Annotated in this window: 28 protein-coding genes; 19 read left to right on the forward strand and 9 right to left on the reverse strand. The window is 64.8% G+C overall.

Annotation, left to right across the window (positions count from 1 at the left end):
• Positions 1-63: 63 nt before the first annotated feature.
• The 3 genes from QMG84_RS00560 to QMG84_RS00570 all read left to right on the forward strand — a co-directional run bounded on the left by QMG84_RS00560 (position 64) and on the right by QMG84_RS00570 (position 2295).
• Positions 64-1062: an adenosine kinase gene (locus tag QMG84_RS00560; RefSeq protein WP_281929702.1), complete on the forward strand. Its 999-nt coding sequence runs from the start codon at positions 64-66 to the stop codon at positions 1060-1062.
• A gap of 28 nt (positions 1063-1090) precedes the next feature.
• Positions 1091-1534, forward strand: coding sequence for an FKBP-type peptidyl-prolyl cis-trans isomerase (locus QMG84_RS00565; protein ID WP_281929704.1), 444 nt, complete (start codon positions 1091-1093; stop codon positions 1532-1534).
• Positions 1535-1821: 287 nt separating this feature from the next.
• The gene (locus QMG84_RS00570) at positions 1822-2295 is read left to right on the forward strand and encodes an ankyrin repeat domain-containing protein (protein ID WP_281929706.1); all 474 of its coding nucleotides are present in this window, start codon (positions 1822-1824) and stop codon (positions 2293-2295) included.
• Between the two features lie 7 nt (positions 2296-2302).
• Here the strand turns inward: QMG84_RS00570 and QMG84_RS00575 are convergent, their stop codons facing one another.
• Entirely contained in the window at positions 2303-2575 is a 273-nt protein-coding gene (locus QMG84_RS00575; protein WP_202070986.1) for a hypothetical protein, read from the reverse strand.
• Between the two features lie 195 nt (positions 2576-2770).
• On the opposite strand from QMG84_RS00575, the gene QMG84_RS00580 reads away from it, so the two are divergent.
• From QMG84_RS00580 to QMG84_RS00590, 3 genes are all read left to right on the forward strand, one after another.
• Complete coding sequence (locus tag QMG84_RS00580; protein WP_281929708.1) at positions 2771-3184, forward strand: hypothetical protein; 414 nt, start codon at positions 2771-2773, stop codon at positions 3182-3184.
• 159 nt (positions 3185-3343) lie between these two features.
• Positions 3344-5755, forward strand: coding sequence for a TonB-dependent receptor family protein (locus tag QMG84_RS00585; protein WP_281929710.1), 2412 nt, complete (start codon positions 3344-3346; stop codon positions 5753-5755).
• Between the two features lie 345 nt (positions 5756-6100).
• Positions 6101-6460, forward strand: a complete 360-nt coding sequence (locus QMG84_RS00590) for a DUF983 domain-containing protein (RefSeq protein WP_202070984.1) — start codon at positions 6101-6103, stop codon at positions 6458-6460.
• Here QMG84_RS00590 and QMG84_RS00595 read toward each other — a convergent pair.
• Positions 6457-8022 carry a B12-binding domain-containing radical SAM protein gene (locus QMG84_RS00595; RefSeq protein WP_281929712.1) on the reverse strand — a complete coding sequence of 522 codons (1566 nt, stop codon included), beginning with the start codon at positions 8020-8022 and terminating at the stop codon, positions 6457-6459. The two genes, QMG84_RS00590 and QMG84_RS00595, sit on opposite strands and share 4 nt — an antisense overlap.
• A gap of 126 nt (positions 8023-8148) precedes the next feature.
• The gene (locus QMG84_RS00600) at positions 8149-8565 is read right to left on the reverse strand and encodes an RT0821/Lpp0805 family surface protein (protein WP_281929714.1); all 417 of its coding nucleotides are present in this window, start codon (positions 8563-8565) and stop codon (positions 8149-8151) included.
• Between the two features lie 131 nt (positions 8566-8696).
• Here QMG84_RS00600 and pdxH point away from each other — a divergent pair, with 131 nt between their 5' ends.
• The 7 genes from pdxH (at position 8697) to QMG84_RS00635 (ending at position 14284) form a co-directional block, all read left to right on the forward strand.
• Positions 8697-9311, forward strand: a complete 615-nt coding sequence (gene pdxH, locus QMG84_RS00605; protein ID WP_202070982.1) for a pyridoxamine 5'-phosphate oxidase — start codon at positions 8697-8699, stop codon at positions 9309-9311.
• Positions 9308-9850 (forward strand): TIGR02301 family protein, encoded by a 543-nt coding sequence (locus QMG84_RS00610; RefSeq protein ID WP_281929716.1) that lies wholly within the window; start codon positions 9308-9310, stop codon positions 9848-9850. The genes pdxH and QMG84_RS00610 overlap by 4 nt, the downstream gene beginning before the upstream one ends.
• Before the next feature lie 61 nt (positions 9851-9911).
• Positions 9912-10184, forward strand: a complete 273-nt coding sequence (locus tag QMG84_RS00615; RefSeq protein WP_370568466.1) for a hypothetical protein — start codon at positions 9912-9914, stop codon at positions 10182-10184.
• A gap of 142 nt (positions 10185-10326) precedes the next feature.
• A complete protein-coding gene (locus QMG84_RS00620; protein WP_281929718.1) occupies positions 10327-11424 on the forward strand; it encodes a histidine phosphatase family protein in 1098 nt (365 codons plus the stop codon).
• A 43-nt stretch (positions 11425-11467) separates the two neighbouring features.
• Positions 11468-12772 carry an Nramp family divalent metal transporter gene (locus QMG84_RS00625; RefSeq protein WP_281929720.1) on the forward strand — a complete coding sequence of 435 codons (1305 nt, stop codon included), beginning with the start codon at positions 11468-11470 and terminating at the stop codon, positions 12770-12772.
• 147 nt (positions 12773-12919) lie between these two features.
• Positions 12920-13210, forward strand: a complete 291-nt coding sequence (locus QMG84_RS00630; protein ID WP_281929722.1) for a hypothetical protein — start codon at positions 12920-12922, stop codon at positions 13208-13210.
• Between the two features lie 114 nt (positions 13211-13324).
• The gene (locus tag QMG84_RS00635) at positions 13325-14284 is read left to right on the forward strand and encodes a J domain-containing protein (RefSeq protein WP_281929724.1); all 960 of its coding nucleotides are present in this window, start codon (positions 13325-13327) and stop codon (positions 14282-14284) included.
• On the opposite strand, the gene QMG84_RS00640 is transcribed toward QMG84_RS00635, so the two are convergent.
• Together QMG84_RS00640 and QMG84_RS00645 are read right to left on the reverse strand one after the other, a co-directional pair.
• Positions 14281-14775: a GNAT family N-acetyltransferase gene (locus tag QMG84_RS00640; protein WP_281929726.1), complete on the reverse strand. Its 495-nt coding sequence runs from the start codon at positions 14773-14775 to the stop codon at positions 14281-14283. The two genes, QMG84_RS00635 and QMG84_RS00640, sit on opposite strands and share 4 nt — an antisense overlap.
• A complete protein-coding gene (locus tag QMG84_RS00645) occupies positions 14772-15053 on the reverse strand; it encodes a type II toxin-antitoxin system TacA family antitoxin (RefSeq protein WP_281929728.1) in 282 nt (93 codons plus the stop codon). The genes QMG84_RS00640 and QMG84_RS00645 overlap by 4 nt, the downstream gene beginning before the upstream one ends.
• A gap of 128 nt (positions 15054-15181) precedes the next feature.
• Between QMG84_RS00645 and ispG the strand changes: the two genes are divergently transcribed.
• Positions 15182-16477, forward strand: a complete 1296-nt coding sequence (gene ispG, locus QMG84_RS00650) for a flavodoxin-dependent (E)-4-hydroxy-3-methylbut-2-enyl-diphosphate synthase (RefSeq protein ID WP_281929730.1) — start codon at positions 15182-15184, stop codon at positions 16475-16477.
• A gap of 140 nt (positions 16478-16617) precedes the next feature.
• Here ispG and QMG84_RS00655 read toward each other — a convergent pair whose 3' ends face one another.
• The 3 genes from QMG84_RS00655 to QMG84_RS00665 form a co-directional block, all read right to left on the reverse strand.
• Positions 16618-17016 (reverse strand): PIN domain-containing protein, encoded by a 399-nt coding sequence (locus QMG84_RS00655; protein WP_281929731.1) that lies wholly within the window; start codon positions 17014-17016, stop codon positions 16618-16620.
• A complete protein-coding gene (locus tag QMG84_RS00660) occupies positions 17013-17252 on the reverse strand; it encodes an antitoxin (RefSeq protein WP_202070971.1) in 240 nt (79 codons plus the stop codon). Before QMG84_RS00660 ends, QMG84_RS00655 begins: the two co-directional genes overlap by 4 nt.
• Before the next feature lie 68 nt (positions 17253-17320).
• Complete coding sequence (locus QMG84_RS00665) at positions 17321-18796, reverse strand: M23 family metallopeptidase (protein WP_281929734.1); 1476 nt, start codon at positions 18794-18796, stop codon at positions 17321-17323.
• A 149-nt stretch (positions 18797-18945) separates the two neighbouring features.
• On the opposite strand from QMG84_RS00665, the gene QMG84_RS00670 reads away from it, so the two are divergent.
• Both QMG84_RS00670 and msrA read left to right on the forward strand, forming a co-directional pair.
• Complete coding sequence (locus tag QMG84_RS00670; RefSeq protein ID WP_281929736.1) at positions 18946-19299, forward strand: hypothetical protein; 354 nt, start codon at positions 18946-18948, stop codon at positions 19297-19299.
• 22 nt (positions 19300-19321) lie between these two features.
• Positions 19322-19966 (forward strand): peptide-methionine (S)-S-oxide reductase MsrA, encoded by a 645-nt coding sequence (gene msrA / locus QMG84_RS00675; RefSeq protein WP_281929737.1) that lies wholly within the window; start codon positions 19322-19324, stop codon positions 19964-19966.
• 108 nt (positions 19967-20074) lie between these two features.
• Here the strand turns inward: msrA and mepA are convergent, their stop codons facing one another.
• Complete coding sequence (gene mepA, locus QMG84_RS00680) at positions 20075-20983, reverse strand: penicillin-insensitive murein endopeptidase (RefSeq protein WP_281929738.1); 909 nt, start codon at positions 20981-20983, stop codon at positions 20075-20077.
• A 145-nt stretch (positions 20984-21128) separates the two neighbouring features.
• Here mepA and QMG84_RS00685 point away from each other — a divergent pair, with 145 nt between their 5' ends.
• The 3 genes from QMG84_RS00685 to QMG84_RS00695 all read left to right on the forward strand — a co-directional run bounded on the left by QMG84_RS00685 (position 21129) and on the right by QMG84_RS00695 (position 23759).
• Complete coding sequence (locus QMG84_RS00685) at positions 21129-21674, forward strand: L,D-transpeptidase (RefSeq protein WP_281929740.1); 546 nt, start codon at positions 21129-21131, stop codon at positions 21672-21674.
• Between the two features lie 142 nt (positions 21675-21816).
• Positions 21817-23307 (forward strand): NAD(P)/FAD-dependent oxidoreductase, encoded by a 1491-nt coding sequence (locus QMG84_RS00690; RefSeq protein ID WP_281929741.1) that lies wholly within the window; start codon positions 21817-21819, stop codon positions 23305-23307.
• 2 nt (positions 23308-23309) lie between these two features.
• Positions 23310-23759: a GtrA family protein gene (locus QMG84_RS00695; RefSeq protein ID WP_281932070.1), complete on the forward strand. Its 450-nt coding sequence runs from the start codon at positions 23310-23312 to the stop codon at positions 23757-23759.
• Positions 23760-23807 lie beyond the last annotated feature (48 nt).

Below are 23807 nucleotides of genomic sequence, written 5' to 3' on the forward strand. Positions count from 1 at the left end.
AGGCGCCGGCCGCCCGTAAGGGTCGGCCGGTTTTACTTTTGGCGCCCATACCCGGATCGCTCTATGACCACTCTCGATGTTCTCGGCATTGGCAACGCCATCGTCGACACTCTTTCCCGCGCAGATGACGACGTGCTGGTCGGCGCCGGGCTGATCAAGGGCTCCATGGCGCTTGTCGATGAACAGCGCGCCGACGCGCTCTACGAGCTGATGGGGCCGACGACGGTCATCTCGGGCGGCTCGGCCGCCAACACCATGGCGGGCCTCGCCAGTCTCGGCGCCAAGTCCGGCTTCGTCGGCAAGGTGAAGGATGACGCTGCGGGCCGTGAATTCACCCATGACATTCGCAAGGCCGGCGTCGTCTTCGACACGCCGCACGCGACCGACGGCGCCGCCACGGCGCGCTGCCTGATCTTCGTGACGCCCGACGGCCAGCGCACGATGAATACCTTTCTGGGGGCCTGCCAGGCGCTGCAGCCGGAGGATATCGACGAAACCGCAGTCGCGGGCGCGAAAATCCTCTATATGGAAGGCTATCTTTGGGACCCGCCGGGCGCGAAGCAGGCCTTTCTGCGCGCCGCGAAAGTCTCCCGCGCCCATGGCCGCACGGTGGCGCTGAGCCTCTCCGATTCCTTCTGCGTCGATCGCTATCGCGCCGAATTCCTCTCGCTGATTCGCGACCGCGTCGTTGATATTCTCTTCGCCAATGAAAGCGAACTGCACGCGCTTTACGAAACGGCGGATTTCGACGCGGCCCTCGCGGCGCTACGCGCCGAAAAGGGCCTGCTCGGCGTCGTCACCCGCTCGGAAAAGGGCTGCGTCGTCACGAGCGAGGGCAAGGTGATCGCCGCGCCCGCCTTTTCGGTCGAGGAAGTCGTCGACACGACCGGCGCCGGCGACCTCTTCGCCGCGGGCTTCCTCGCCGGCTACGCCAGGGACCTGCCGCATGAGCGCAGCGCCGCGCTCGGCGCGATGGCCGCCGCCGAGATTATCTCGCATGTCGGCGCGCGCCCCCAGAAGAACCTGCTGCAGCTCGCGCGCGACAACGGCATCATGGCGTAAAGCCGCTACAAACATCCCGGAGGAAAAAATGCGCTTTTTCTCGAAGACTTTTGCGGTCGCGATCCTTGCCGCCGCGGCGGGCCTCGCCGTCGCGCCGGCCACTGTCCGCGCCGAGCCAGAGACCACGCTCACGGCGAGCGGGCTGAAATATATCGACACGAAGCCGGGAACCGGCGCCTCGCCGAAGATCGGCCAGAACGTCACCGTTCACTACACCGGCTGGCTCTATGTGAACGGCGCCAAGGGCAAGAAATTCGACAGCTCGCGCGATCGGGGAGAGCCCTTCGATTTTCCGCTCGGCATGGGCCAGGTCATCAAGGGCTGGGACGAGGGCGTCGAGACCATGAAGGTCGGCGGCAAGCGCACGCTGATCATCCCGCCGGAGCTCGGCTATGGCGCGCGCGCCATGGGCAACGCCATTCCGGCCAATTCCTGGCTGATTTTCGACGTCGAACTGCTCGGCGTGAAGTAAGCGTTCCTACTATTTCCGTTTGAACAGCTCGCATTGGGGCACTGTCATTCCCGGCGGGCTGAAAGCCCGACCGGGAATCCAGAGCCGCAAGAGCGCTGGCTTTACTCAGAGCCCGTCATTGCGAGCGAAGCGAAGCAATCCAGGCCCTGGATTGCTTCGTCGGCGCCGCCTCCTCGCAATGACGGCGGTGAGTCCCCGTGTGTCCAATCGGCGCGCGCGTCGGGGATGGCGCCGTTGGCCTCAACTTCGCATACGCCGTTCGGTCCCTATTTTCGTGAGCCGAACGGATGAGCGCCACCCTCGATCTCAGCGACGCGCTGCAAACATTCCTTGCGGAACAGGGATTCCCTCGCGACGCCGTCAATGTCTTCAACAAGGACAAAGCGACGCCGCTGATGCTCGCGGTCCGGCTCGCGCCCCCAGCCCTGGCGCGCGAGCTGCTTGCCGCCGGCGCCGACATCCACGCCGAGAACGCTGACGGCAACCAGGCCCTGTGGCTTGCCTGCGTCGGCGAGAATGCGGAAAACATCAGGCTTCTCATCGAAGCCGGAGCCGACATTCAGCACGTCAACTGCACGGGCGCGACCCCGCTGATGTTCTCCGCCTCGTCGGGCCGAGCCAGGGCCGTGGCGCAGCTCCTGGCGGCGGGCGCCGATCCGGCGTTCGAGACGGGTCTCGGGCTGACGGCGCTCGACATGGCCTCGACGCAAGAGTGCCTGACGCTGATGCGCGATTCGGTTCGGCGCCGGAAAAAGCCCTAGATCAGCCTCACGGGCAACGTGTCTTCACGGTCACGCCGTCGCGATAGAGGAAATATTCGACGCAGGAACGGTCGTTGACCAGAACCGGCCGCTTGCCGATCTCCGCCGCCTTGAGAAAATCGAGAGGCGTCGTGCGCCCCTTGCCGTCCCAATCCATCTCCGCCCAGCCGTAGCCTGCCTGCCAGGCCGAAAACACCCTCGCGGACAGGAAGAAGACCGGGATGACGAGGATCGCCAAAATGCTCGTAACAATCAGGCGCTTGCCGAAGGGAGATGACATGGCGCGCTCCTCCTGCGCCGCGGAAGGCGGCGTTCCTCTTATGATAGCGCTGCTGCTGAAACGGCTACAATCCAGATAGCCCAGGCTCCGCGCTCGTGCATCAGAATGTTGCAGACGCGCAACGGCGGCGGCTTATTTGGTTACGCTTTCGTTTAGCGAATTGACAGTCTGACGGCGGGCCGTAGACAGTAAATTATGCGGCATTTTTACGACCAGATGACGGACTGCCTGCGCGCGTATCGCGCGCAAGCGATCATTTGTCTGGCCATGCTGCAAGTGATCGCCTTTCTCTTGTCGCCTTTCGGCGCAAGCCACGTCCAGAGCGATGCGCCGGGCGTTTCGCTGGCCGCGACGCAAGTGATTTGCGCGAACGACACAGACAGCGGCGATCGAACGCATTCCGACCATCAGCACGAATGCGTCCTTTGCTCCACCAGCAGCCGCGATCACTGGAGCGCCGCGGTCGCTTTATTCGCGGTTGTCGCCGTTGTGCTCTCTCCGGGCGACGACGAGTCGGCGCTCCCGATAACTACGCAGGACTCTGCCTCGCGACCGTCGCTTCGATCGCGAATGACGCTGACGCGCGGGCCCCCGGCTTACTTCTCCTGATATTTCGCGCGAAACGCCCGCGTATATAAGCGCGGCCTTCCTATCCCGTCCCCTCCACGTCGCAGACGAAGGCGCAGCGCATATGTGCGCTGGCGGCGATCGTCACACGAGCATTTCAGCGCGCCTCGAGACCTGACCTAACCTGAAGGAATTTGATCCGTGATTAGCAAAATCCCTATGATGCGCGGCGTCTCCGTCGGCGCTCTCATCCTCGTTCTGGGCTCGTCGAGCGTATCGGCTCAGCAGAACTTGCCCCGCATCGACGTCGGGAACCGCCAACGCGAAGTGGGCGGCCCCGCGCCTCGACAATCGGCGCCGCACGCCAGTTCCGCGCAGGCTCCGGATGGCGCGCCGATCACCGCCCCTGGCTTCGAGCCCTCGCGCGCCAAATTGCCGATCTATCGCGATCCGCCGGGTCAGACCTTCACGTCGCTCAAGCACAACTTCCTGGAAACGACGCCCATGAGCACGGTGCAGGAATTCCTGCGCTACAGCCCCGGCGTGACATTCCAGGAAACGGGCGCGCCGACCTATGATTTCGTCATCAATATTCGCGGTTCGGGAAACCGCTTGAACCAACATACCCGAAACATACAAATGTATGAGGACGGCTTCCCGATCATGACGGCCGACGGCTTTGGCCGCACCGACATGCTCGATCCGCATTCCTTCAGCGGGGTCGACGTCTATCGCGGGCCCTCCTCGGCGCTCTTCGGCAACTACGCCTATGGCGGCGCGGTCAATTTCCGCTCCTTTTCGGGCGCTGAAATCGACGGGGTGGAATACGGTTCGGAATTCGGCAGCTTCGGCTATTTCAATAATTACCTTCGCGGCGGGAAGAAGGTTTCCGGTCCGGCGTTCGGCGAGGCGGACCTCTCGGTCTTCGCCTCGGACACGCGCAACGATGGTTATATCGCGCATACGGCGGGCGACCGCCAAAACGCCACCGTCCTCCTCAAACTGACGCCGACGCCCACCGATCGCCTCATTCTGAAACTGATCTATAATAACACTTTTTCCCAGATGCAGGTTCGACAGTCTCTCAACCAGTATTACTACAATCCATACGTAAAGAACTATGGCTGCGCGATCCCGACGGCCGGGAACGTGCCCTTCTGCAATAATTTGAACACCTACGCCAACGGCATTTACGGCGCGACGATCAGACAAAGCTCCAGTCAACTGGGCTACCATCACAATATTCAGCGCGAGATCGCCGGGCTGCGCTGGGAGCATGATTTCGACGACGCCACGACATGGCGCAGCCAATTCACCTATGATTATCTCGAGAACAGATCCGCCACCTGGATGCCGGTCAAAATTATCGGCGGCACTGGCGGGCCGGTTTATATGAACGGCCCCACTGTCGGCATTTCGGCGAGCACCGACATCACCCGCCGCGCCTCTTTGTTCGGCTTTCCGACGACGAGCTATCTCGGCTTCTTCTATGACAATCTGAAGCTCACCAATCCGACCTACGCCTGGGTTCCCAACGTCTGGAGCTACGGAATGCCCGGAGGTCCGACGAGCAAAATGGACTCCTACCATTCCAACATCAGCTTGCGGGCGCGCGAAGAGATCGCTTTGCGTCCCGATCTGACGGCGGTGATCGGCTTCAGCTCCAACTGGAACCGTGTCTGGGGCGTCAACACCGTCTATAATTACTCCGCGAGGGGCGCCGTGCAGACTCCGACTCAGGTCGGGATCGACAACGACTATTGGAATACGGCGCCGGAGGCCTCCTTGACCTGGCGCTACAACCCCGAGTGGCAGCTCCGCGCGCGATATGCGGCTGGTTATGGCACGCCGAATTTCAGCTATTTGACAGCGACGGTAAATGGCGTCGGCAACAACGGCACGATGAAAGCGCAGACCAACATGGGCGTCGATCTCGGCGTCGACTGGACGCCGACCCGCGACCTGACCGTCGGCGTCACCGCGTTCCACGAGTGGTTTCGCAACGAGATCATGCAGCTAACAGCGCCCTCGCTGGTTTTCTATTGGCTCAATATTCCGCAATCGGTGCACCGCGGAGTGGAGGTCAGCGCCGATTGGCGGCCAATCGACGGAGCGCAATTCCTTCTGGCCTATACTTACAACAACCAGCAATTCACAAACTTCATGGATCCGCTGTCGGCCACGGTCTATTACAACCGCAGCGGGAAAGCCATTCCCAACGTCGCGCCGCACTCGCTTACGGCGCGCGCCGGCTATGACATTCCCTACGGCCAGTTCGCCGGCCTCGGCGGTTATGTCGAATATATCTACAAGAGCGACTATGCGCTCGATAATGCGAATCTGGCCTGGGCGCCCGGCTACGGCCTCTTCAACCTCAATCTGCATTATTCGAGAGATATCGCCCAAAGCTGGCTGAAGCGCTTCGACATCTTCTTCGACGTCAAGAATGTCACCGACCGCACTTATGTCGCCGGCGCCGCCGTGATGACCGATGGGCTGATCGGCAGGACAGGCATACAGCAGGACGCGGCCCTGCTGTCGACGAATACGGGCGCATCCGTGATCGCCGGCCAGCCGCGCGCTTTCATCGGCGGCGTCAAGTTCAAGTTCTAAGAAAGATCGAGGACTTCCTCTTCCTGAGGAGCCGCCGCAGGCGGCGCCTCGAAGGAGGAGGGAGTCCTCCCGTCCCGGCTTTTGTCCGTTAGCCCCTGGACCGCGAGCCTTCAGGCTCGCTTAGATATGCGAGCCTGAAGGCTCGCGGTCCAGGGAGCGGCTCGCATCGAGCCTCGCGCCCCCAGCGACCGTCCTTACCAAGCGATGAACCGCCGCGTCCCCGGCGCCGCGCCAATCGGGGACTTCCGGCACGGGAGGCGCACAAAGCAGGCACGAATCATAATCCTTGATTCGCGCGGCGCGCTCGTGAAGAAAGGCTTAAAGCCCGAAAATCGAGGAGACCGCATGAGCGACGCGGCGACGACGACAAAAATCCTTTTGCGAGGCGCGCGGATGAAATGCCCGAGCTGCGGCGAGGGCCATATCTTCAAAGGCTATCTGACGCGCGAAGATAGCTGCCCGCATTGCCACGAGAGCTTCGAGGGCCTCGACGCCGACGACGGGCCGGCCTGGTTCACCATCGGCATCGTCGCCCATATTGTGGTGCCGCTGCTCATCTTCCTGGAGCGCGGGGAGCTCATGCCCTATTGGCAGGAGGCGGGAATTCTCGCCATTGTGACGATCGTCTCGGCGCTCATCTTCCTGCCCATCTCGAAGGGCATTTTCGTTGCGGGTCTGTGGCTGATCAACCGCAAGCCGGCTTAAACCGCCGCCGCCTCCCGCACGGCGGGCAGTGGCGCCGGCGCCATCGAGAGCTGCGGCTCCCAATAATCGCCCCTGTCGAACATGTGCCGCGCCTGCGCATATTGGAACAGAATGCGCGCCACGATGGTCATTGTCTCGGGCTTGCGAACCGCGGCGCCCCAGACTTTATTCCACATGCGCCCTTCCGCCTGCCCATATTTGACGATGCGCTGCATCGCCGCCTGCATCGCCTGCTTCTCGATAGCGCGTAGCGCGTTCGCGTCCATCGGCCTCGGCGCCGAGCCGTTGCGATGGCGCCCGAATGTCTCGATGAGGCGCAGCATGCGTTCCTGGAAGGCGGCGGGCGCGTAAAGGGCGTTGCAGAGATTCTGCATGCCGAAATGCAGCTCCTCCATGCTCATCGTGCGACACTGGATGTTGGAGCTCCAGGGCACGGCCTGGGTCTCGACGCCGCCAGTGAGAAGCCGCCCCTCTCTGGCGATGCGGTCATAGAGCGGCGTGGCCTCCGACGCCATCAGCGCGCCCAGGCTGAAAACCGGGATCGGCGTCGCCATGGCGAAATCATATTGCTGCGCAAAGACGTTCGGCCCGTCGTGATCGAAGCCGACGATCATGCCGCCCATCACGGAAATCCCGCGGTCGACGAGCTTCTGTACTTCATCGACGAGGCTGATCTTGAGATTTTGGCGCTTGCCGGTCTCGCGCAGGCTCTCGACATTCGGGGTCTCGATGCCGATGAAAACCTGGGTCAGGCCGGCGGCGACGCACATGTCGATCAGCTCGTCGTCTCGTGTGGCGTCGATCGAGATTTGCGTGACGAACTCCATCGGCCGGTCGCGCCGCCAATCAGCGATGGCCGCGAGCAGCTCCTTGCAATGGGACCGATAGGCGGTGAAATTGTCGTCGGCCAAAAACGCCGTGCGATAGCCATGCGCCCAGAGCGCGTCGAGCTCGGCGATGACATTGGCGATTGGCTTATGGCGCTGCTTGCGCCCCAGATATTGGATGACGTCGCAGAATTCGCATTCGAAAGGGCAGCCGCGCGAGGTCTGCACCGCGCCGAGCATGGCGCGGTCGTTGCGGTAAAGATCCCAGCGCGGCAAAGGCGACAGAGCAAGCGACGGCTTGTCGCCAAAATAGCCGTCCTTCGGCTTGCCGGCGCGCAGATCGGCAAAAATGTCCCCTGCGATCGCCTCCGCCTCGCCGCAGACCAGGACGTCGCAATGACCGCGCAAGCGGGCGGGGCTCAAGCTGGCGTAGGGGCCGCCGATGACGACTGGCTTGCCGCGGCGGCGGAATTCATCGGCGATGGCGACCATGCGGCCGCGTTGGCTCACCTTGCCGGTGATGAGAATCCAATCCGCCGGATGGTCGAAATCAACTGGCGAAATCGATTCGTCGCAAAGTGAGATGTTGAAATCGGCGGGCGCCAGAGCGGCGATGGTGGCGCTCGAAAGGTCCGCCATCATCACGCCGCCCGGCGCGCCGGAGGCTGCAAGAACCTCTCCGCCGAAATAAGTTGGAAAATCGCCCGCCGGATTGATCAGATAAATCGAAGTCATAGCCAAGCCCGAGCAAATAAAGACTTGGCAATTATTTCACTGGCCGCGAGTCGTCGCAAGCTTGACCATCGCGACCGGGCGCTGGACCCAAGCAGATTTGCTTTCGGAAAAGAACAGGCGAGCGGCCTATCCTTTCTTGAAAGGCTTGATCTCGGTCAAAGTCCATTCCGCCGTCTTTTCCCGACAGGCGACGCCTTGCAGCTTTTCGACATTGTCGCTCGCCGCAACTTCGGCCAAAAAAGAGCGGCAGATTTTGCCGTCGAGCGGATAGGCTTGGCCGACCGGCGTGAAAGATCCCTTGGCGCCCGATTGCGGATTATCCCAATGAACGCTCGCGCCGCTGCCCTGCGGATCGAGCGCCGTGCCGAGCGCGGCATTGGCGCGGCGCGCGTCCTCGCTGTCCAGATGGCGGGAAAGCTTGGGCGGCGGCTTGGCGATGGAGCCCGTGACATCCTCGGGCGCGCCCTGCCACATGGCCGAAGAAGACGAGTCGCCCATGGGAATGGCGATCGAGCAGCCGGAAAGCGCGCCGGCGGCGATCAAGGCGACAAGGACGCCTGGGAGCGGGAATTGAGCAAAGCCTTCAGCAGCGATATGTCTCTTACACAAGAACAGCAAAGCGCCACCTTACAAACGCCCCCGCCCCCCGAGGGCCCTCTGGAAAGGATTTTCGCTTGAACGCGTTAACGTCGGGTGACTTCGTCGACGCCGAGGAGCCTTTCGCCTTGTTTGGCAAATGGTTCCAGGATGCGAAAGCCAAAGAGCTCAACGATCCCGAGGCCATGGCGATCGCCACCGCCGGCGCCGACGGCATGCCGGACGCGCGCATGGTGCTGATGAAGGAATGGAGTCCCGAGGGCTTCGTCTTCTACACCAACGCGGAAAGCGACAAAGGCCGGCAGCTCGCCGAGAATCCGAAGGCGGCGGCGCTCTTCCACTGGAAATCCCTGCGCCGGCAGGTGCGGCTGCGCGGGCCTGTCGAACAAGTGAGCGAGGCCGAATCGGACGCCTATTACCAGAGCCGCGCGCGCGATTCGCGTATCGGGGCCTGGGCCAGCCAGCAGTCGCGGCCGCTCGAAAGCCGCTTCGCTCTCGAGAAATCCGTCGCGACCTACGCCGCAAAATATGCGATCGGCGACATACCGCGTCCGCCTTATTGGCGCGGCTTCCGCATCGCGCCCATCGCCATGGAGTTCTGGCAAGACAAACCCTTCCGCCTGCACGACCGGGTGCGGTTCGTCCGCGACGCGCCGGGCCAGGACTGGCGCAAGGATAGGCTCTATCCATGAGGCGCGCCGCTTGTGCGGCCGCGTTGGCGGGGGCGTGTCTTTTGAGCTTCGACGCCGGCGCGCAGGGGCTTTTCGATTTCTTCGGCCCCGCCCGGCCGATGCGCGCGGCCCCACGCCCCGCCCGCGACATTCCGCACGCCGAGAAAAAGCGCGACGCCAAGCCGAAGAAGCGCGAGGCCGCCAAAGGCCAGCCGGAAGCAACGAAGCCGGCGCCCCAAGGCGCCGAGGCCCCGCCCCCGCCCTACGAGGGGCAGCTTATGCGCCTGTCCGAAATCATCGGCGCCCTCGCTTTCTTGCGCGACCTCTGCGGAGAGAAAGACGGGGAGGAATGGCGGGACAAGATGTCGGCGCTGCTCGACGCCGATGCGCCGAGCGGGCCCCGCCGGGACAAATATGTCTCGGCCTTCAACCGCGGCTTTCGCGGCTATGAGCTGACCTATCGCGTCTGCACGCCGAACGCCAAGGCCGCCACCAGCCGCTATCTCGATGAAGCCGGGAGGATTTCCCGGGATCTCACCTATCGATTCGGCAATCCGTAGGGATTCTTTTCAATCACGAATTAACCTTTTGGAAAGAGGCGTGTCGCGCGGCGCGGCCAGCTTGTCTAATGTAGCCCTCATGACGCAGACGCCCTTCGCATCTCTCGACGACACCTGTGGTGAGCAACACCAGGCGGCGCTCGCTTATGTTACGGAAGCCTTCGCCGAGGCCATTCTGGCGGGGATCGAAAGCGATTCCTTCGCTCAGGCGGCGCTCATGGCGTCGTTGCGCGAGCTCGTCGCGACCTATGGCGAAGAGGCGGTCGTGAAGCTCGCCGAGGCCCTGCCGGGCAGGATTCGCGCCGGCGAATTCACTTACGCGGCGCGCCACTGAACGCGCCTCATTCCCTGCTTTCTGTAAAAGCGGACTGACTTTTGCGCCGGAATGGGGCAAAACAGCCCGGCGTATTCGGCGCGGCGGGCGATTTTTGCGCAAGGCCCGCGCGCCTATCGGCTCGGCCGCCCCCAGACCAGCGATGACCCGCACGATTATCTGTCTCGCCCGCCACGGCGAGACAAATTGGAACATTGAAAGGCGCTTTCAGGGGCAGTTCGATATTGCGCTCAACGCCCGCGGCCGCGCCCAGGCCCAGGCCCTCGCCCGCGAATTGGCGAACGCCCATTTCGACCGCGTCTATTCGAGCGATTTGCGCCGCGCCATGAACACCGCCGCCCCCATCGCCGAGGCGCGAGGTCTCACCGTGCTGGCGACCCAGCGGCTGCGTGAGAAGGACGACGGCGTCTGGCAGGGCCACACCCATGCCGAGGTGCAGGCCAAATACGCCGAGGATTACCAGCACTACCTGACCCGCGACGCCGATTTCGCCGCCGCCGAAGGCGAGACGCTCAACGAATTCTCTCGCCGCGTGCGCTCGGTTTTGGCCGACATCGCCCGCGAAAGCGCCGGGCTTACGGTGCTTGTCCTCGCCCATGCCGGCGTGCTCGACATCGCCTGGCGCCTGGCGACGGGCAAGAGCCTCTCGGAGAAGCGGGAGCACCCGGTGCTCAACGCCACGCCCAATTGGATCGCCTTCGAGGACGGGAAATGGTCGCTCGTCGATTGGGCGCAGGCCGAAGGGCGGCCCGAGATCGCCGCGCCATGGGACGGGCTCGTCCTGCCCCGGCGTGAAGCCGCGCGCGCGTTGATCCTCAACCCCAAGGGCGAAGCGCTGCTCATGCAATATGCCGGCGGGCTCTCGCCGCATTTTCTGGCGCTCGGCCATCATCATTTCTGGGCGACGCCCGGCGGCGCGCTCAAGGAAGGCGAGACGTTCGAAACCACGCTGCGCCGCGAGCTGCGCGAAGAAACCGGGCTGATCCTGGCGGGCGACCCGGGGCCTGTTGTCGCGACCCGCGACTTCCCGATCGAGATCGGCGAAGACTGGCAGCAGGCGATCGAGCGATATTTCCTCATCAGGACAGAGGGCTTCGAGCCGCGCCCGCAATTGCTGACGCCGGAAGAAAAGATTCACACGCTCGGCTGGCGCTGGTGGTCCGCCGACGCCATCGCGGCGTCGGACGAGCTGATCTTCCCGGAAGCCCTCGCGGCGCTAATTCGCAAATTGAACGCCTGAACGTCGCGCTCCTTCAGCGGGCCGGCCAGGCTGGAGGAGATGCGTGACGCCGACCGCCCCCGCGAGAGTCAGCGCCGAGCTGCGCCGCTCGATCGCGGTTCCCGAAGGCGGCGCGCTGCTGAGACGACTCTTCGTCTTTCTCGGGCCGGGCTATCTCGTCGCCACCGGCTATATGGACCCCGGCAATTGGGCAACCGCTTTGGCGGCGGGCTCAAAATTCGGCGCGGCCCTCCTCTTTGTCGCCGTTCTCTCCAGCCTCATGGCGATCGTGCTGCAGTCGCTTTCCGCGCGGCTCGGGGTCGGCGCGGGGCTCGATCTCGCGGAAGCTTGCCGGGCGCATACGCCCTTTCCCGTCGCGATCGGACTTTGGCTCCTGGCGGAAGCCGGGATTTTCGCGACCGATCTCGCCGAGGTGATCGGAACGGCGATCGGTCTTCAGCTACTCTTCGGCCTGCCGCTGGCGGTTGGAATCCTTGTGACGGCGCTCGACGCCTTTCTCGTGCTCGCCTTCGAACGGCTGGGCTTCCGCAAGCTCGAGCTCTTTGTCGTCGCGACTCTGCTGCTCATCGGCCTGTCCTTCGCCGCGCAACTCGCTTTGGCGCGTCCGGATATGCGGGCCGTTGCGCAGGGGCTGATCCCGAGCCGGCAATTCTTCACAGACCCGGAGATGCTCTATCTCGGCCTCGGCATCCTCGGCGCGACGGTGATGCCGCATAATCTCTTTTTGCATTCCTTCGTGGTGCAGACGCGCGCGGTCGGCGTCTCGACCGAAAAGAAGCGGGAAGCAGTGCGCTTCGCCGTGATCGACAGCGCGATCGCGCTGCTTTTCGCGCTTCTGGTGAATGGCGCCATTCTGGTTTTGGCGGCCGCGGCCTTCCATGCCCACGGGCTGACGGAGGTGACGGAGCTCGGCGAAGCGCATCGGCTCATCGCGCCTCTCCTGGGCGAACCCGTCGCCGCGACGCTTTTCGCCGTGGCGCTCATCGCCTGCGGGCTGAACTCCACCGTGACCGCCACCCTCACGGGGCAGATCGTCATGGAGGGCTTCATCCGTCTGCGCCTCAGGCCCACGACGCGGCGGCTCGTCACCCGCGCCCTCGCCATCGCGCCGGCCATTGCCGTGACCCTTTCAGCGGGCGAGTCCGCGACCGCGCGGCTCCTTGTGCTGAGCCAGGTCGTGCTGAGCCTGACGCTGCCCTTTGCGATGGTTCCGCTCATCGCCTTTACGGCGAGGCGCAAGATCATGGGCGCGCTCGTCGCTCCCCGGCGCACGACCTTGCTGGCCTGTGCGATTGCGACCCTGATCGTCGGCTTGAACGCGAAGCTCGTCTGGGACGCGGTCGCCTGAGCGACCTCGTAAGAGGGTGGACGCCCGACCCTGAGCGCCTCGACCAACATTCCGAAGCTACTCCCGATGGGCTAGGGCCGTCGCGCTCGCGGAACAAGGCGCTGGCTTGCGCGTTCGAGCCGAAAGGAATCCAAACCGGGGCATTAAATGAAAGTCTTGAACCTGGGCTCGGCCGAAATTGAAAAAGCCCTCATCTCCCCTGCCTCCGTCTTCGACATCCCTTCCGAGGTCGTCGAGAGCAAGGCGCTCGCCAAGCTGTTGAAGATCGAAATTCTGAAGCGCTGGGAGCTCGACGCCCGCGCCCTCTTGCGCGCGACGGAAGAAAATATGGGCGGCGGTGAAACGAGCCAGATCGACGCCGTCAACAATGCGCTGAGCGAGCTCGACCCGAATGGCGAAGCCTTCGCTGATTTCGCCAAGGCGCCGACGAAGCTCTAAGGAGTTTCGCCCGCGCTGGCGCTTGCGTTGGAAGCGCGCTTCTCCCAAATAGTCTGTCAGACATATGCGCTCGCGCCGATTGCGGGGGGCGCCGCCATGGGCTGATTGGACAAAATGCGCGACCCTTACGACGTTCTCGGAGTCACCAAATCTGCGAGCGCGGCCGACATCAAGAAGGCCTACCGCCAGCTCGCGAAAAAATACCATCCCGACCGCAACAAGGATGACGCGAAGGCCAAGGAGCGCTTCGCCGAAATCAACACGGCCTATGAAATCGTCGGCGACGAAAAGAAAAAGGCCCAATTCGATCGCGGCGAGATCGGGCCGGACGGCAAGCCGCGCGGCTTCGAAGGATTCGGCGCGGGACCGGGCGGATTTACGCGCGGCTGGCGCACGGCCGGGGGCGCTCCGGGGGGCGATCAGCATTACGACTTCAACTTTGGCGGACAGCAGGGCGCCGGCGCCGGCGCTGGCGGTTTCGATCCCAGCGATCTGTTCGCCGATCTCTTCGGCGGCAGGCGACGGCAGGCGACGCCCACGCGCGGCGACGACGTGGTCGCGACCGCGACCGTGCCGCTCGAGACCATCGCCAAAGGCGGCTCGGCCCGCGTGATCCTGCCCTCGGGCCGCACGCTGGAAGTAAAGATTCCGGCGGGCGTGGAGGACGGCCAGCAGATCAGGCTGCGCGGCCAGGGTCAGCCGGGCCTGCGCGGCGGCGAGCCCGGCGATGCGCTGGTGACCGTGAAGCTTGCCCCGCATCCCTATTTCAAGGTGGAGGGGCGCGACCTCAGGGTCGAGCTGCCCGTGGCGGTCTATGAGGCCGCGCTCGGCGCAAAGGTGCAGACGCCCACCCTCGACGGCAAGGTGGAGCTCGGCGTGCCGGCCGGCTCCAATGGCGGGCGCGTGCTGCGCCTGCGCGGCAAGGGCCTGCCCGCGACCGACGGCAAGCCGGCGGGCGACCTTTATGTCGTGCTGAAAATCATGCTGCCGGAGGAGCCCGACGCTGATTTCGACGCCAAGATGCGGGAGCTGCGGGATCGGCATGGATACGATCCGCGCCGGAAGATGGGTTAATCCAGCGCGGCCCGCAAATCCGCAAGCGTCGCCATGAGCGTCATCGGCTCCAGCGGCGAGGGTTCGAAGCCGACTGCTTCATAGAAGCCCGCGGCCTCCGGCGACAGGGCGTGAACCAACATGCCCCGAATGCCGATCGTTTCTGCCGCCAGAAGGACGCGCAACAGCGCATCCTTCACAAGAGCGCGGCCGAGCCCCTTCTTCTGCCACGCGCGGTCGATCGCCAGCCTCCCCAAGACGGCGACGGGAACCGGATCGGGCATATTGCGGCGCAGGCGCCCTGTCGCCTCGTCGAGATCGACGGCGCCGGACGCCAGCGCGAAATAAGCGACCACTCGGGCGCCCTCGCAGACCACATAGGTGCGCGAGGCGCCGCTCGCCTGATTGGCGCGGGCGCGCCGCCTCAGCCAGTCGTCCAGCGCCAAAACGCCGCAATCGAAACCGGAAATATCGTCGGCGTCCGAGATAGGGCGCGGCGCGGCGAGCGTCACTCCCAGGGCGCGCGCGTTTTCATGGTCCGCCGCAGCCTTTCATTTGGATTAGGCGGGGCGTCGAGCCGCGCGAGAAAATCCGCATAGGCCGCCGCATCCACGCGAAAGAGCCTCTTGTCGAGAAGCGCCTCTTCGGCGGCGTTGCGCGCGGCGTCGAGAACGAAATCCGTCCGGCTCTTGGAGACGAGCTTCGCCGCCCGGTCGATCAGCGAACGATCATCCGGCTTGATGCGGAGATTGAGCGTTTCACGCTTTGCGGGTTGCGTCTTGGACGACATCTCGATTTCATAGCACAACGTAACGCAGACGTCATTACATGAGCGCCGTTCGCCTGCGCTTCACCTTGACCCGCGCCGATTTCCGCGCGACCTAGGGCCAAAGTCCAACGGAGCCCGCGACGAGAGCCATGACCGACGCCGTCGAAACCCGCCTGCCCGACCCCATCGCCGCCGAGCCGGCGACGCGCAAGAACACCTGCGCCGTGCGCATCGGCGAGGGCCCCGGCGCCGTCACGGTGGGCGGCGGCGCGCCCGTTGTCGTGCAATCGATGACCAACACCGACACCGCCGACGTCGATTCGACCGTGGCGCAGGTCACGGCCCTCGCCCAGACCGGCTCGGAGCTGGTGCGCATCACGGTCGATCGCGACGAGGCGGCGGCGGCGGTCCCGCATATCCGTGAGAAGCTCGACAAAAAGGGGATCAACGTGCCCCTCGTCGGCGACTTCCATTACATCGGCCACAAGCTCCTCGCCGATCACCCGGCCTGCGCCGAGGCGCTCGCCAAATATCGCATCAACCCCGGCAATGTCGGCTTCAAGGACAAGAAGGACCGGCAGTTCGCCGCGATCGTCGAGCTTGCCGCCAAGCATGGCAAGGCCGTGCGCATCGGCGCCAATTGGGGCTCGCTCGACCAGGAGCTGCTCACCCATCTCATGGACATCAACGCGGCTTCGGACCGGCCGATCGACGCCCGCGCCGTGACCCGCGAGGCGCTCGTGCGCTCAGCGCTGGTCTCCGCCGCCCGCGCCGAGGAAATCGGCCTCGCCAAAGACCGCATCGTCATTTCGGCGAAAGTCTCGGCGGTGCAGGATTTGATAGCCGTCTACCGCATGCTGGCGCAGCGCAGCGACTATGCCTTGCACCTCGGCCTCACCGAGGCGGGCATGGGCACCAAGGGCGTCGTCGCCTCGGCCTCGGCGCTCGGCGTGCTGCTGCAGGACGGGATCGGCGACACGATCCGCGTCTCGCTCACCCCCGAGCCCGGCGGCGACCGCTCGCTGGAAGTGCGGGTGGCGCAGGAAATCCTGCAGACCATGGGCTTTCGCACCTTCGTGCCGCTCGTCGCCGCCTGTCCGGGCTGCGGCCGCACGACCTCGACCGTGTTCCAGGAGCTGGCGCGCGATATTCAATCGCACATCCGCGAGCGCATGCAGATTTGGCGGGCGCAATATCCGGGCGTCGAGACGCTCAATGTCGCGGTGATGGGCTGCATCGTGAACGGCCCCGGCGAATCGAAGCACGCCGACATCGGCATTTCGCTCCCCGGCACCGGCGAGACGCCGGCCGCCCCGGTGTTCATCGACGGCAAAAAGGCGATGACGCTGCGCGGCGAGGGCATCGCGGAGGAATTCACGCGCATCGTCGACGATTATGTCGCGCGCCGCTACGGCGGCGAAAAGGAAGGCGCGGCGGCGGAGTAAGCGCCCCCTCCCCAACCCTCCCCCACAAGCGGGAGAGGGAGCAGATTGCGCCTTCATCAGGAATGCTGATCGCGAGCGTCCCCTCTCCCGCTTTAGCGGGCCACGGGAGTCACACAAGTCCCGCGATGGTTCACCCCTACCTAAACCGCCCAGCTTTCCAGCGAGAGGTCCGGCAAATCCTCGAAGTCGCGTGGCGCGAGCGTAATGAGGATTCGCCCTTCCGCGATGGCCTGGGCCGCCACCATGCGGTCGAGCATGCGCCGCCGCTTGGGCTCGATTTTGCGCAGCAAGGCGGCATAGGCTTCGGCCGCGGCGCGGTCGAAGGGGAGGATGTCGACGTTTTGCGCGAGCAAAGCCACATTCTCGGCGAGCCTCGGGCTTTTTCCCGCCGTCGCAGCGCCGCCGACTAGCTCGCAATAAACCAGCGCCGGGATCGCCACGTCGGAAATCGACAGCCGCGAGAGCTTGGCGAGCGTCGCCATCTCGCCGCTCGCCGCGGCAAAAACCACAGTTGCATCCAGGAGGTAGCGGGGCGTCACTCGGCTTCGCTCCATTCGCGCCTCGGCGGCTTGAATTCCGGCGGCTCCAGGGGCGGCGGCGCGGGGGCGAGGGCAAGACGCGACACGAGCGTCTTCATGTCGAGACGGGCGGGCGACACGACGAGGCTTTCGCCCAGCCGCGTCACGACGACTTCCGACCCTTCTGGAAAAGCGATTTCGCGCGGCAGGCGCACCGCAAGACTATTGCCGGATTTGAAAACCTTCGTCGTCGCCATAGAGCGAACCTTCCAGCGGAGGCCGATTCTGTCAACACCTGTATGAACGTCGATACGCGTCTCTACAGTCATTGCACGATGCCGCCCAGCGCGGAGGCGGCTTTGAGGAAGCGCGATGGATCGACCGCCTCGCCGTCGATGCGCACCTCGTAATGCAGATGCGGGCCGGTGGAGCGCCCCGTGGAGCCGACGCGGCCGACGACGGCGCCCGGCCCGATCTGTTGGCCGGGGAAGACGTTGATCGCCGAGAGATGGCCATAGCGGGTCGACATGCCGCCGCCATGGTCGATCTCGACGAGATTGCCATAGCCGCCCTGCGGCCCGGCGACGCTGACGGTTCCTGCGGCGGTCGCTTTGACCGGGGCGCCATAGTCCTCGCGCAGATCGACGCCGCTATGCAGCGCCGGGCGGCCGAAAAAGGGGTCCGTGCGATAGCCGAAGGTCGAGGTGAACTGGAGCTCGCCCGCCAGCGGCTTGCGCAGCGGCGTCGTCGGCAGCGCGCGCCGCAGCCCGTCGAGCGTCGCGACTGCCGATTGCGCTGCGGCGAGATCGCGTTCGAACAGGCTGTCGCTGGCGCGCGCCGGAGCGGCGACGAAGGGACCGCCGACCGCAAGCGCCGCATCCTTGCGTGGGCGTTTGATGTAGCGATCGACGGAAACGCCCGCGATGTCGAAAGCCTGGCGAAGACGGCTCGCGGCCTCGATGGCGGGGCGCACGATGCCGGAAAGACGCCGCGCTTGATCGCGCTCGACGTGATCGAGCGACACCGCGAGGCTTTCGAGGCGTAGCGGCATGGGCGCGCCGGGATCGGCGGCGTGCGCCAGCGCGAGCGACGGCGCACCTGTCCGCGGCGCCATCGAGGTGTCGACGGGGGCGCCCTCCCCGCGCTTGGACGCGGGGCTCGGGGGCGCGAGCGGCAGCGGCTTCGAGTCATCGTCGCCGAGCCGCAGCTCGAGCCCCTCGGGTTCGGGCTTTGCCGCGTAGCCGAGCGGGGCCGCCTCCAGTGCGCCTTTCTGGCCGTTGGCGGCGGCGGGAATGGGCGGCGCCTTTGCGAGCGGCAGGGCCGCCCTCACCGCCTTTACCGCGTTCAGCGCCGAAGGCTCGCGCGCGGCCGGCGTCACCAACGTAACTCCGGCGTCGGGGGCGATGGTGCGTTCGAGCAGTTGGGCGACGACGGCGGCGCGCGTTTCGAGCTGCGCCTGACGGACAACCAGATTTTGAACCTTCCCCTCGACGCTGTCCTGGTCGATGAACTGCCGGCTCGCGAGCTGGTCGAGGCGCAGCCGCAAAGCGGCGATGCGATCCTCATAGGCATATTGCATCTGGGTCTGGCGATCGATCAGACCGGCGAGCAGCTCGTCGCGGAAGATCAGATAGGCGGCGGCGCCGACGATCGTGGCCACGAGGAGGGCGGCGACAGCGCCGCCGGCCGCGAGCGCCGAAAGCGACAGGCGAAACTTGCGGCTGAACTGGCCGCGCGACACCTCGAGGATGTAGTCGCCGGACGCGTCGACAAAGGGGGAGAACTGGTTACGACTGCGCATTTTGGTTCCGGCGGAGCGGCGGGCGCCCCGTTGAGCTGGCCGGCGAGCGTCTGCTCGAGGGCGTTCTGGCCTCTGCGCCAATCAGAACCTATTAAGGTTAATGCTTCGCCAAAGCGCCCAAAGCCGCGGCGCCTCAAACAGGATCACCCGTGACAGAGGCGCGCCATGCACTTATTGTTGGGCATATGCTGCGCCTTGTGACCCGTTTTCTCGGATTGCTGCTGCTCGCGGGAGGGTTCATCGCCCTCATCGTCGACGGCACCCGCTCGATCGCCGGCGGGACACTTCTGGTCACCTCGCTGCGCAGCGGCCTCTCGGATTCTTTCCCGGCGCTCTACCGGTCTTTGGAATCGAGCGTCCAGGCGAAATCGGCCTCTCTATGGGACCCCGTGGCGACCACGCTGCTCCTGCTGCCGGTGAGCGTCGCCTTGGGCGGCCTTGGAGCCTTCCTTATTGTCTTCAGCCATAGGCGAGAGGCGTCGAATCGCTATTGGCGCCGCTGAACGGCGCGTTATTCTTCGATTCATGTCTATCTTCGATGACCTCGCCCGGCGGCTGGGGCCCATCCCGGACCGCGAAACGCCCGTTCCGCATGGCGTGCGCCATTTCGTCACTGGCGCGCCGCTCGATCCGCCCTTCCCGGCCGGGACCGAGCAGGTTCTTTTCGGCATGGGCTGCTTCTGGGGCGCCGAGCGCAAATTCTGGCAGGCGGGCGAGGGCGTTCACGTCACCGCCGTCGGCTATGCGGGCGGAACGACCAGGAACGCCACTTACGAGGACGTCTGCACCGGCAGGACCGGGCACGCGGAGGTCGTTCTGGTCGTCTACGACCCGGCCCGGATGCCTTTCGAGAGGCTTCTGCAGATTTTCTGGGAGAGCCACGATCCGACCCAGGGCATGCGCCAGGGCAATGACGTCGGGACCCAATATCGCTCGGTCATCTACACGTCGACGCCCGGGCAGCTTGCGGCGGCGGAGGCCTCGAAGGCTTTGTATCAACAGGTATTGACGAGGGCGGGCTACGGCCCGATCACCACAGAAATCCTGCCCGCGCCGCCCTTCTATTACGCGGAAGCCTACCACCAGCAATATCTGGCCAAGAACCCGGACGGCTATTGCGGGCTCGGCGGCACGGGCGTCTCCTGCCCGGTCGGAACCGGGGCGGCCTGATCGCCACGCCACCCGCCGTCATTGCGAGCGAAGCGAAGCAATCCAGGGCCGCTATGGCTGCCCTGGATTGCTTCGTCGCTTTGCTCCTCGCAATGACGGGGCTCCGCGTCACTCCGCGCGCAGCACCTGCTGGCAGGCCCCGGGGAGGGCGGCCATGGTCATCGGTGGCCAGGATTTCGTCGATTTCTTCGGATGCAACGCCTCGTCGGTGAACCACCAGGCCAGCGACTGGTCGCAGCCGTCGCCAGCGGGCGTCGCGTCCTGATCCTTGCAGCTCGAGCCGTCGGGGCAGAAGAGCCGCACGTGGAAATGGTAATTGTGCCCCCACATGGGCCGCACCTTGCGCATCCAGGACTCGCCCTCGGCGACGCGGCAGAGCGCGCGCTTGATCGCCGGGTTGACGAAAATACGCTGCACCTTGGGCTCCATCGCCGCGGCGCGAATAAGCGCGATGTGTCCCTCGCTCCAGACGTCCTGCTTCACGTCGAGGCGATCCTCGCGCACGACATCGGTCGCCGACATCTCCTCGCGCTCGGCGCGGGTAAGCTCGCGCCTGGGCATCGGGGTCAGCCATATATCGGCGTCGAGGCCGATCTGGTGTGAGGCGTGGCCGGTCAGCATCGGCCCGCCGCGCGGCTGCGACATGTCGCCGACGAGAAGCCCCGGCCAGCCCGAGGCCTGCGACGCCTTGGCGGAGAAATTCTCGAGGAAACGGACAAGCGCCGGATGGCCCCAGTTGCGGTTGCGCGAGAGGCGCATGACCTGCCAATGCGGGCCGTTGACGGGGAGCTGTTCGCCGCCGGCGAGGCAGCCGCGCGAATAAAAGCCGATCGGGTCCGGCTCGAAGGGCGCGCCCTCCGTCGCGCGGCCGAAGAGCTCCTTCGCCGGCGTTGCGGGGTCGGAAGGGTTGGCGAGCGGCGGCAGGGGCTTCGGATCGAGCGTTCCCTTGTCCTGAGCGCCGGCCGCGCCCGTCAGGGCCAGCGCCAGCAGCGTCGTCACAAGTCTAAATGCGCGCATTTCTTTCACCGTTCTTGTCTTCCAGACGCAGGCTCGCCCTCTTTCAGGTAATCATCCGCTGTCAACCTTACCCTTTCATTTACATTGCTGTTTCGACACTCTTGCGGCACAATCTCGACAATAGTTTTTCTAAAGGGTGAGCGTCATGCGTTTGCGAATCGTCTTGCTGGCTCTGGCGGCCTTTTTCATGTCCTTGGGCCTCGCCCACGCTACCGCGAGCATCCACATCGATTTGTCGACGCAGACCATGCATGTCGACTCGAATGAGGGCAGCTACACCTGGCCTGTCTCGACGGCGCGGGCCGGCTATGCGACGCCGCGCGGCTCCTATGCGCCGACCGGCATGCAGCGGATGCATTACTCCCGCAAATATCACATGTCGCCCATGCCCTACTCGATCTTCTTTCGCGGCGGCTACGCCATCCATGGCACCTACGCGACCGGCGCCCTGGGCCGCCCCGCGTCGCATGGCTGCGTGCGCCTCGCGCCCGGCAACGCCAAGCGCCTCTATGAGATTGTGCAGGCGGAAGGCGGCAGCATTTCGATCACAGGTGCCCCGCCCGTGCGCGCCACCCGCTACGCCAGCCTGCGGCGCCACCACGCGCACGCCATGGCCTATGCGCCTGTCCGACATCATTATTATGGCACGGTTCGAAGCTGGCAGGCCTATCCCTTCGCGCCAATGTGGTGAACGCGCGCGCCCACGCGTCATGTTAACGTAACCGCCCATTAACGGCTCTAAACCACAATGCTTGCCGGGCGGCGGGCCGATCCGGGGTCCGCTCAGGCAAGGGCTCCCGCCATGGCGAGGAGCCCGATTTTTCAGGGCTGGCATGGGCGAGATTGTCGAGACGATCATCATCGGGGCCGGCCCCGCCGGTTTGACGGCAGGATATACGCTCGCCAAACACGGGCGCGACGCATTGGTGCTGGAGCGGGACCCGACCTATGTCGGCGGCATTTCGCGCACGGCCAGCTACAAGGGGTTCCTCTTCGACATCGGCGGCCATCGCTTCTTCTCCAAGTCGAAGGAGATCCTCGACCTCTGGAACGAGATCCTGCCCGATGATTTCCTGGAGCGGCCGCGCCTGTCGCGCATCTATTACCGGGGGAAGTTCTACGCCTATCCGCTGAAAGCCTTCGAGGCGCTGACGAATCTCGGCCTCTTCGAAAGCGCTTTGTGCATGGCCTCCTTCGCCTGGGCCAAGGCCTTCCCGGTCAAGGAGCCCAAGACCTTCCATCAGTGGGTGCGCAACCAGTTCGGCGAGCGGCTCTTCGGCATCTTCTTCAAGACCTACACCGAAAAAGTGTGGGGCATGGGCTGCGACGATATTTCCGCCGATTGGGCCGCGCAGCGCATCAAGGGGCTTTCGCTGGGCGCCGCCATCATAGACGGCCTGCGCCGTTCGCTCGGCCTGCGCAAGGCGGAGGCCGGCGCCAAAACGCTGATCGAGAGCTTCCGCTATCCGCGCCGCGGTCCCGGCATGATGTGGGAGGCTTGCGCCCGCAAGATGCAGGAGATGGGCGGACATCTCCTCATGGGCCGAAGCGTCGACCAAATTCACTACGACGCGACGTCGAGGCTCTGGACGGTGCGCGCCGCCAGGCAGAATGGCGCCATCGAAACCTTCCACGCGCGCCATGTGATGTCGTCGGCGCCGATGCGCGATCTGATGAACGCCATCGAGCCAAAGCCTTTGAGCCTCTTCAACGCTCGCGATCTCAAATATCGCGACTTTCTGACGGTGGTGCTGATCGGGCGCCCGCAGGAGGAGCTGCCCGACAATTGGGTCTATATCCACGATCCTTCCGTGAAGGTCGGCCGGGTGCAGAACTTCAAGAGCTGGTCGCCCGAGATGATCGCCGACGGCGTCTCCACTTGCCTCGGGCTCGAATATTTCTGTTTCGAGGGCGACGGGCTGTGGGCCGCGCCGGACGCGGAGCTGATCGCGCTCGCCAAGCGCGAGATCGGTCAGATCGGACTGATGGAGCCCGATGACGTGACGGACGCCTGCGTGGTTCGGCAGGCCAAGGCCTATCCGGTGTACGACGACGCTTACGCCGAGAATGTCGAGACGATCCGCCGCGAGATCGCCGCGCGCTTCCCGACGCTGCATCCGATCGGCCGCAATGGCATGCACAAATATAATAATCAGGACCACGCCATGATGACCGGCATGCTCGCCGCGCTCAACATCATTCGCGGCGAAGAGGTCTTCGACATCTGGCGGGTCAATGAGGACGCCGAATATTCCGAGGCGGGCGTCGCGGGAGCCGAGGAAGCGCTGGCGAGCGAACGGCTCGTGCCGCAGAAGGTGGCGTGACCATGTCGCTTCTGACGGATGCGCATGGCGCGCTCGCGGTGCGTCTGGCGCCGGGGCGGCTCGCGCGCTTCATCCGCGACATGATCCGCTATGCGGCGGCGAGCGTCTTTGCGCTGGCGCTGGATTACGCGGTTCTGATGTCGCTCACCAAAGGCTTCGGCGTCGGCTATCTGCAGGCCGCCGCCGCCGGCTTTCTCTCCGGCCTGGGCCTGATCTATCTCCTCAGCATCCGCTACGTGTTCGAGGGACGGCGCGCCCGCGCGCCGCGCGTCGAGATTTTGGGTTTTCTGGTGACGGGCGTCATCGGCCTCCTGCTGACCGAGGCCCTCATGCGTCTCTTTGTCGGGGAGTTCGGCTTCGCCCTGTCGATCGCCAAGGCGGCGACGGCGGGGTTCGTCTTCATGTTCAATTTCGTCTCGCGCCGGGGCCTGCTGTTCAAGCACGATGCGTGAGATCGTTTCCGTTTGAGCAGCGCGCTTGGGGGCAATGTCATTCCCAGC

Origin of the sequence: Methylocystis iwaonis (assembly GCF_027925385.1) — a bacterium.
In the GTDB taxonomy this organism is placed as follows: domain Bacteria; phylum Pseudomonadota; class Alphaproteobacteria; order Rhizobiales; family Beijerinckiaceae; genus Methylocystis; species Methylocystis iwaonis.

Coding starts and splice junctions, on each gene's coding strand:
- QMG84_RS00690 (WP_281929741.1), top strand. CDS start 21,817: ATGGGCGAGATTGTCGAGACGATCATCATCGGGGCCGGCCCCGCCGGT.
- QMG84_RS00575 (WP_202070986.1), bottom strand. CDS start 2,575: ATGTCATCTCCCTTCGGCAAGCGCCTGATTGTTACGAGCATTTTGGCG.
- QMG84_RS00565 (WP_281929704.1), top strand. CDS start 1,091: ATGCGCTTTTTCTCGAAGACTTTTGCGGTCGCGATCCTTGCCGCCGCG.
- QMG84_RS00645 (WP_281929728.1), bottom strand. CDS start 15,053: ATGTCGTCCAAGACGCAACCCGCAAAGCGTGAAACGCTCAATCTCCGC.
- QMG84_RS00610 (WP_281929716.1), top strand. CDS start 9,308: ATGAGGCGCGCCGCTTGTGCGGCCGCGTTGGCGGGGGCGTGTCTTTTG.
- QMG84_RS00660 (WP_202070971.1), bottom strand. CDS start 17,252: ATGGCGACGACGAAGGTTTTCAAATCCGGCAATAGTCTTGCGGTGCGC.
- QMG84_RS00665 (WP_281929734.1), bottom strand. CDS start 18,796: ATGCGCAGTCGTAACCAGTTCTCCCCCTTTGTCGACGCGTCCGGCGAC.
- QMG84_RS00580 (WP_281929708.1), top strand. CDS start 2,771: ATGCGGCATTTTTACGACCAGATGACGGACTGCCTGCGCGCGTATCGC.
- mepA (WP_281929738.1), bottom strand. CDS start 20,983: ATGCGCGCATTTAGACTTGTGACGACGCTGCTGGCGCTGGCCCTGACG.
- ispG (WP_281929730.1), top strand. CDS start 15,182: ATGACCGACGCCGTCGAAACCCGCCTGCCCGACCCCATCGCCGCCGAG.
- QMG84_RS00570 (WP_281929706.1), top strand. CDS start 1,822: ATGAGCGCCACCCTCGATCTCAGCGACGCGCTGCAAACATTCCTTGCG.
- QMG84_RS00560 (WP_281929702.1), top strand. CDS start 64: ATGACCACTCTCGATGTTCTCGGCATTGGCAACGCCATCGTCGACACT.
- QMG84_RS00595 (WP_281929712.1), bottom strand. CDS start 8,022: ATGACTTCGATTTATCTGATCAATCCGGCGGGCGATTTTCCAACTTAT.
- QMG84_RS00630 (WP_281929722.1), top strand. CDS start 12,920: ATGAAAGTCTTGAACCTGGGCTCGGCCGAAATTGAAAAAGCCCTCATC.
- QMG84_RS00590 (WP_202070984.1), top strand. CDS start 6,101: ATGAGCGACGCGGCGACGACGACAAAAATCCTTTTGCGAGGCGCGCGG.
- QMG84_RS00620 (WP_281929718.1), top strand. CDS start 10,327: ATGACCCGCACGATTATCTGTCTCGCCCGCCACGGCGAGACAAATTGG.
- QMG84_RS00685 (WP_281929740.1), top strand. CDS start 21,129: ATGCGTTTGCGAATCGTCTTGCTGGCTCTGGCGGCCTTTTTCATGTCC.
- QMG84_RS00635 (WP_281929724.1), top strand. CDS start 13,325: ATGCGCGACCCTTACGACGTTCTCGGAGTCACCAAATCTGCGAGCGCG.
- QMG84_RS00695 (WP_281932070.1), top strand. CDS start 23,310: ATGTCGCTTCTGACGGATGCGCATGGCGCGCTCGCGGTGCGTCTGGCG.
- msrA (WP_281929737.1), top strand. CDS start 19,322: ATGTCTATCTTCGATGACCTCGCCCGGCGGCTGGGGCCCATCCCGGAC.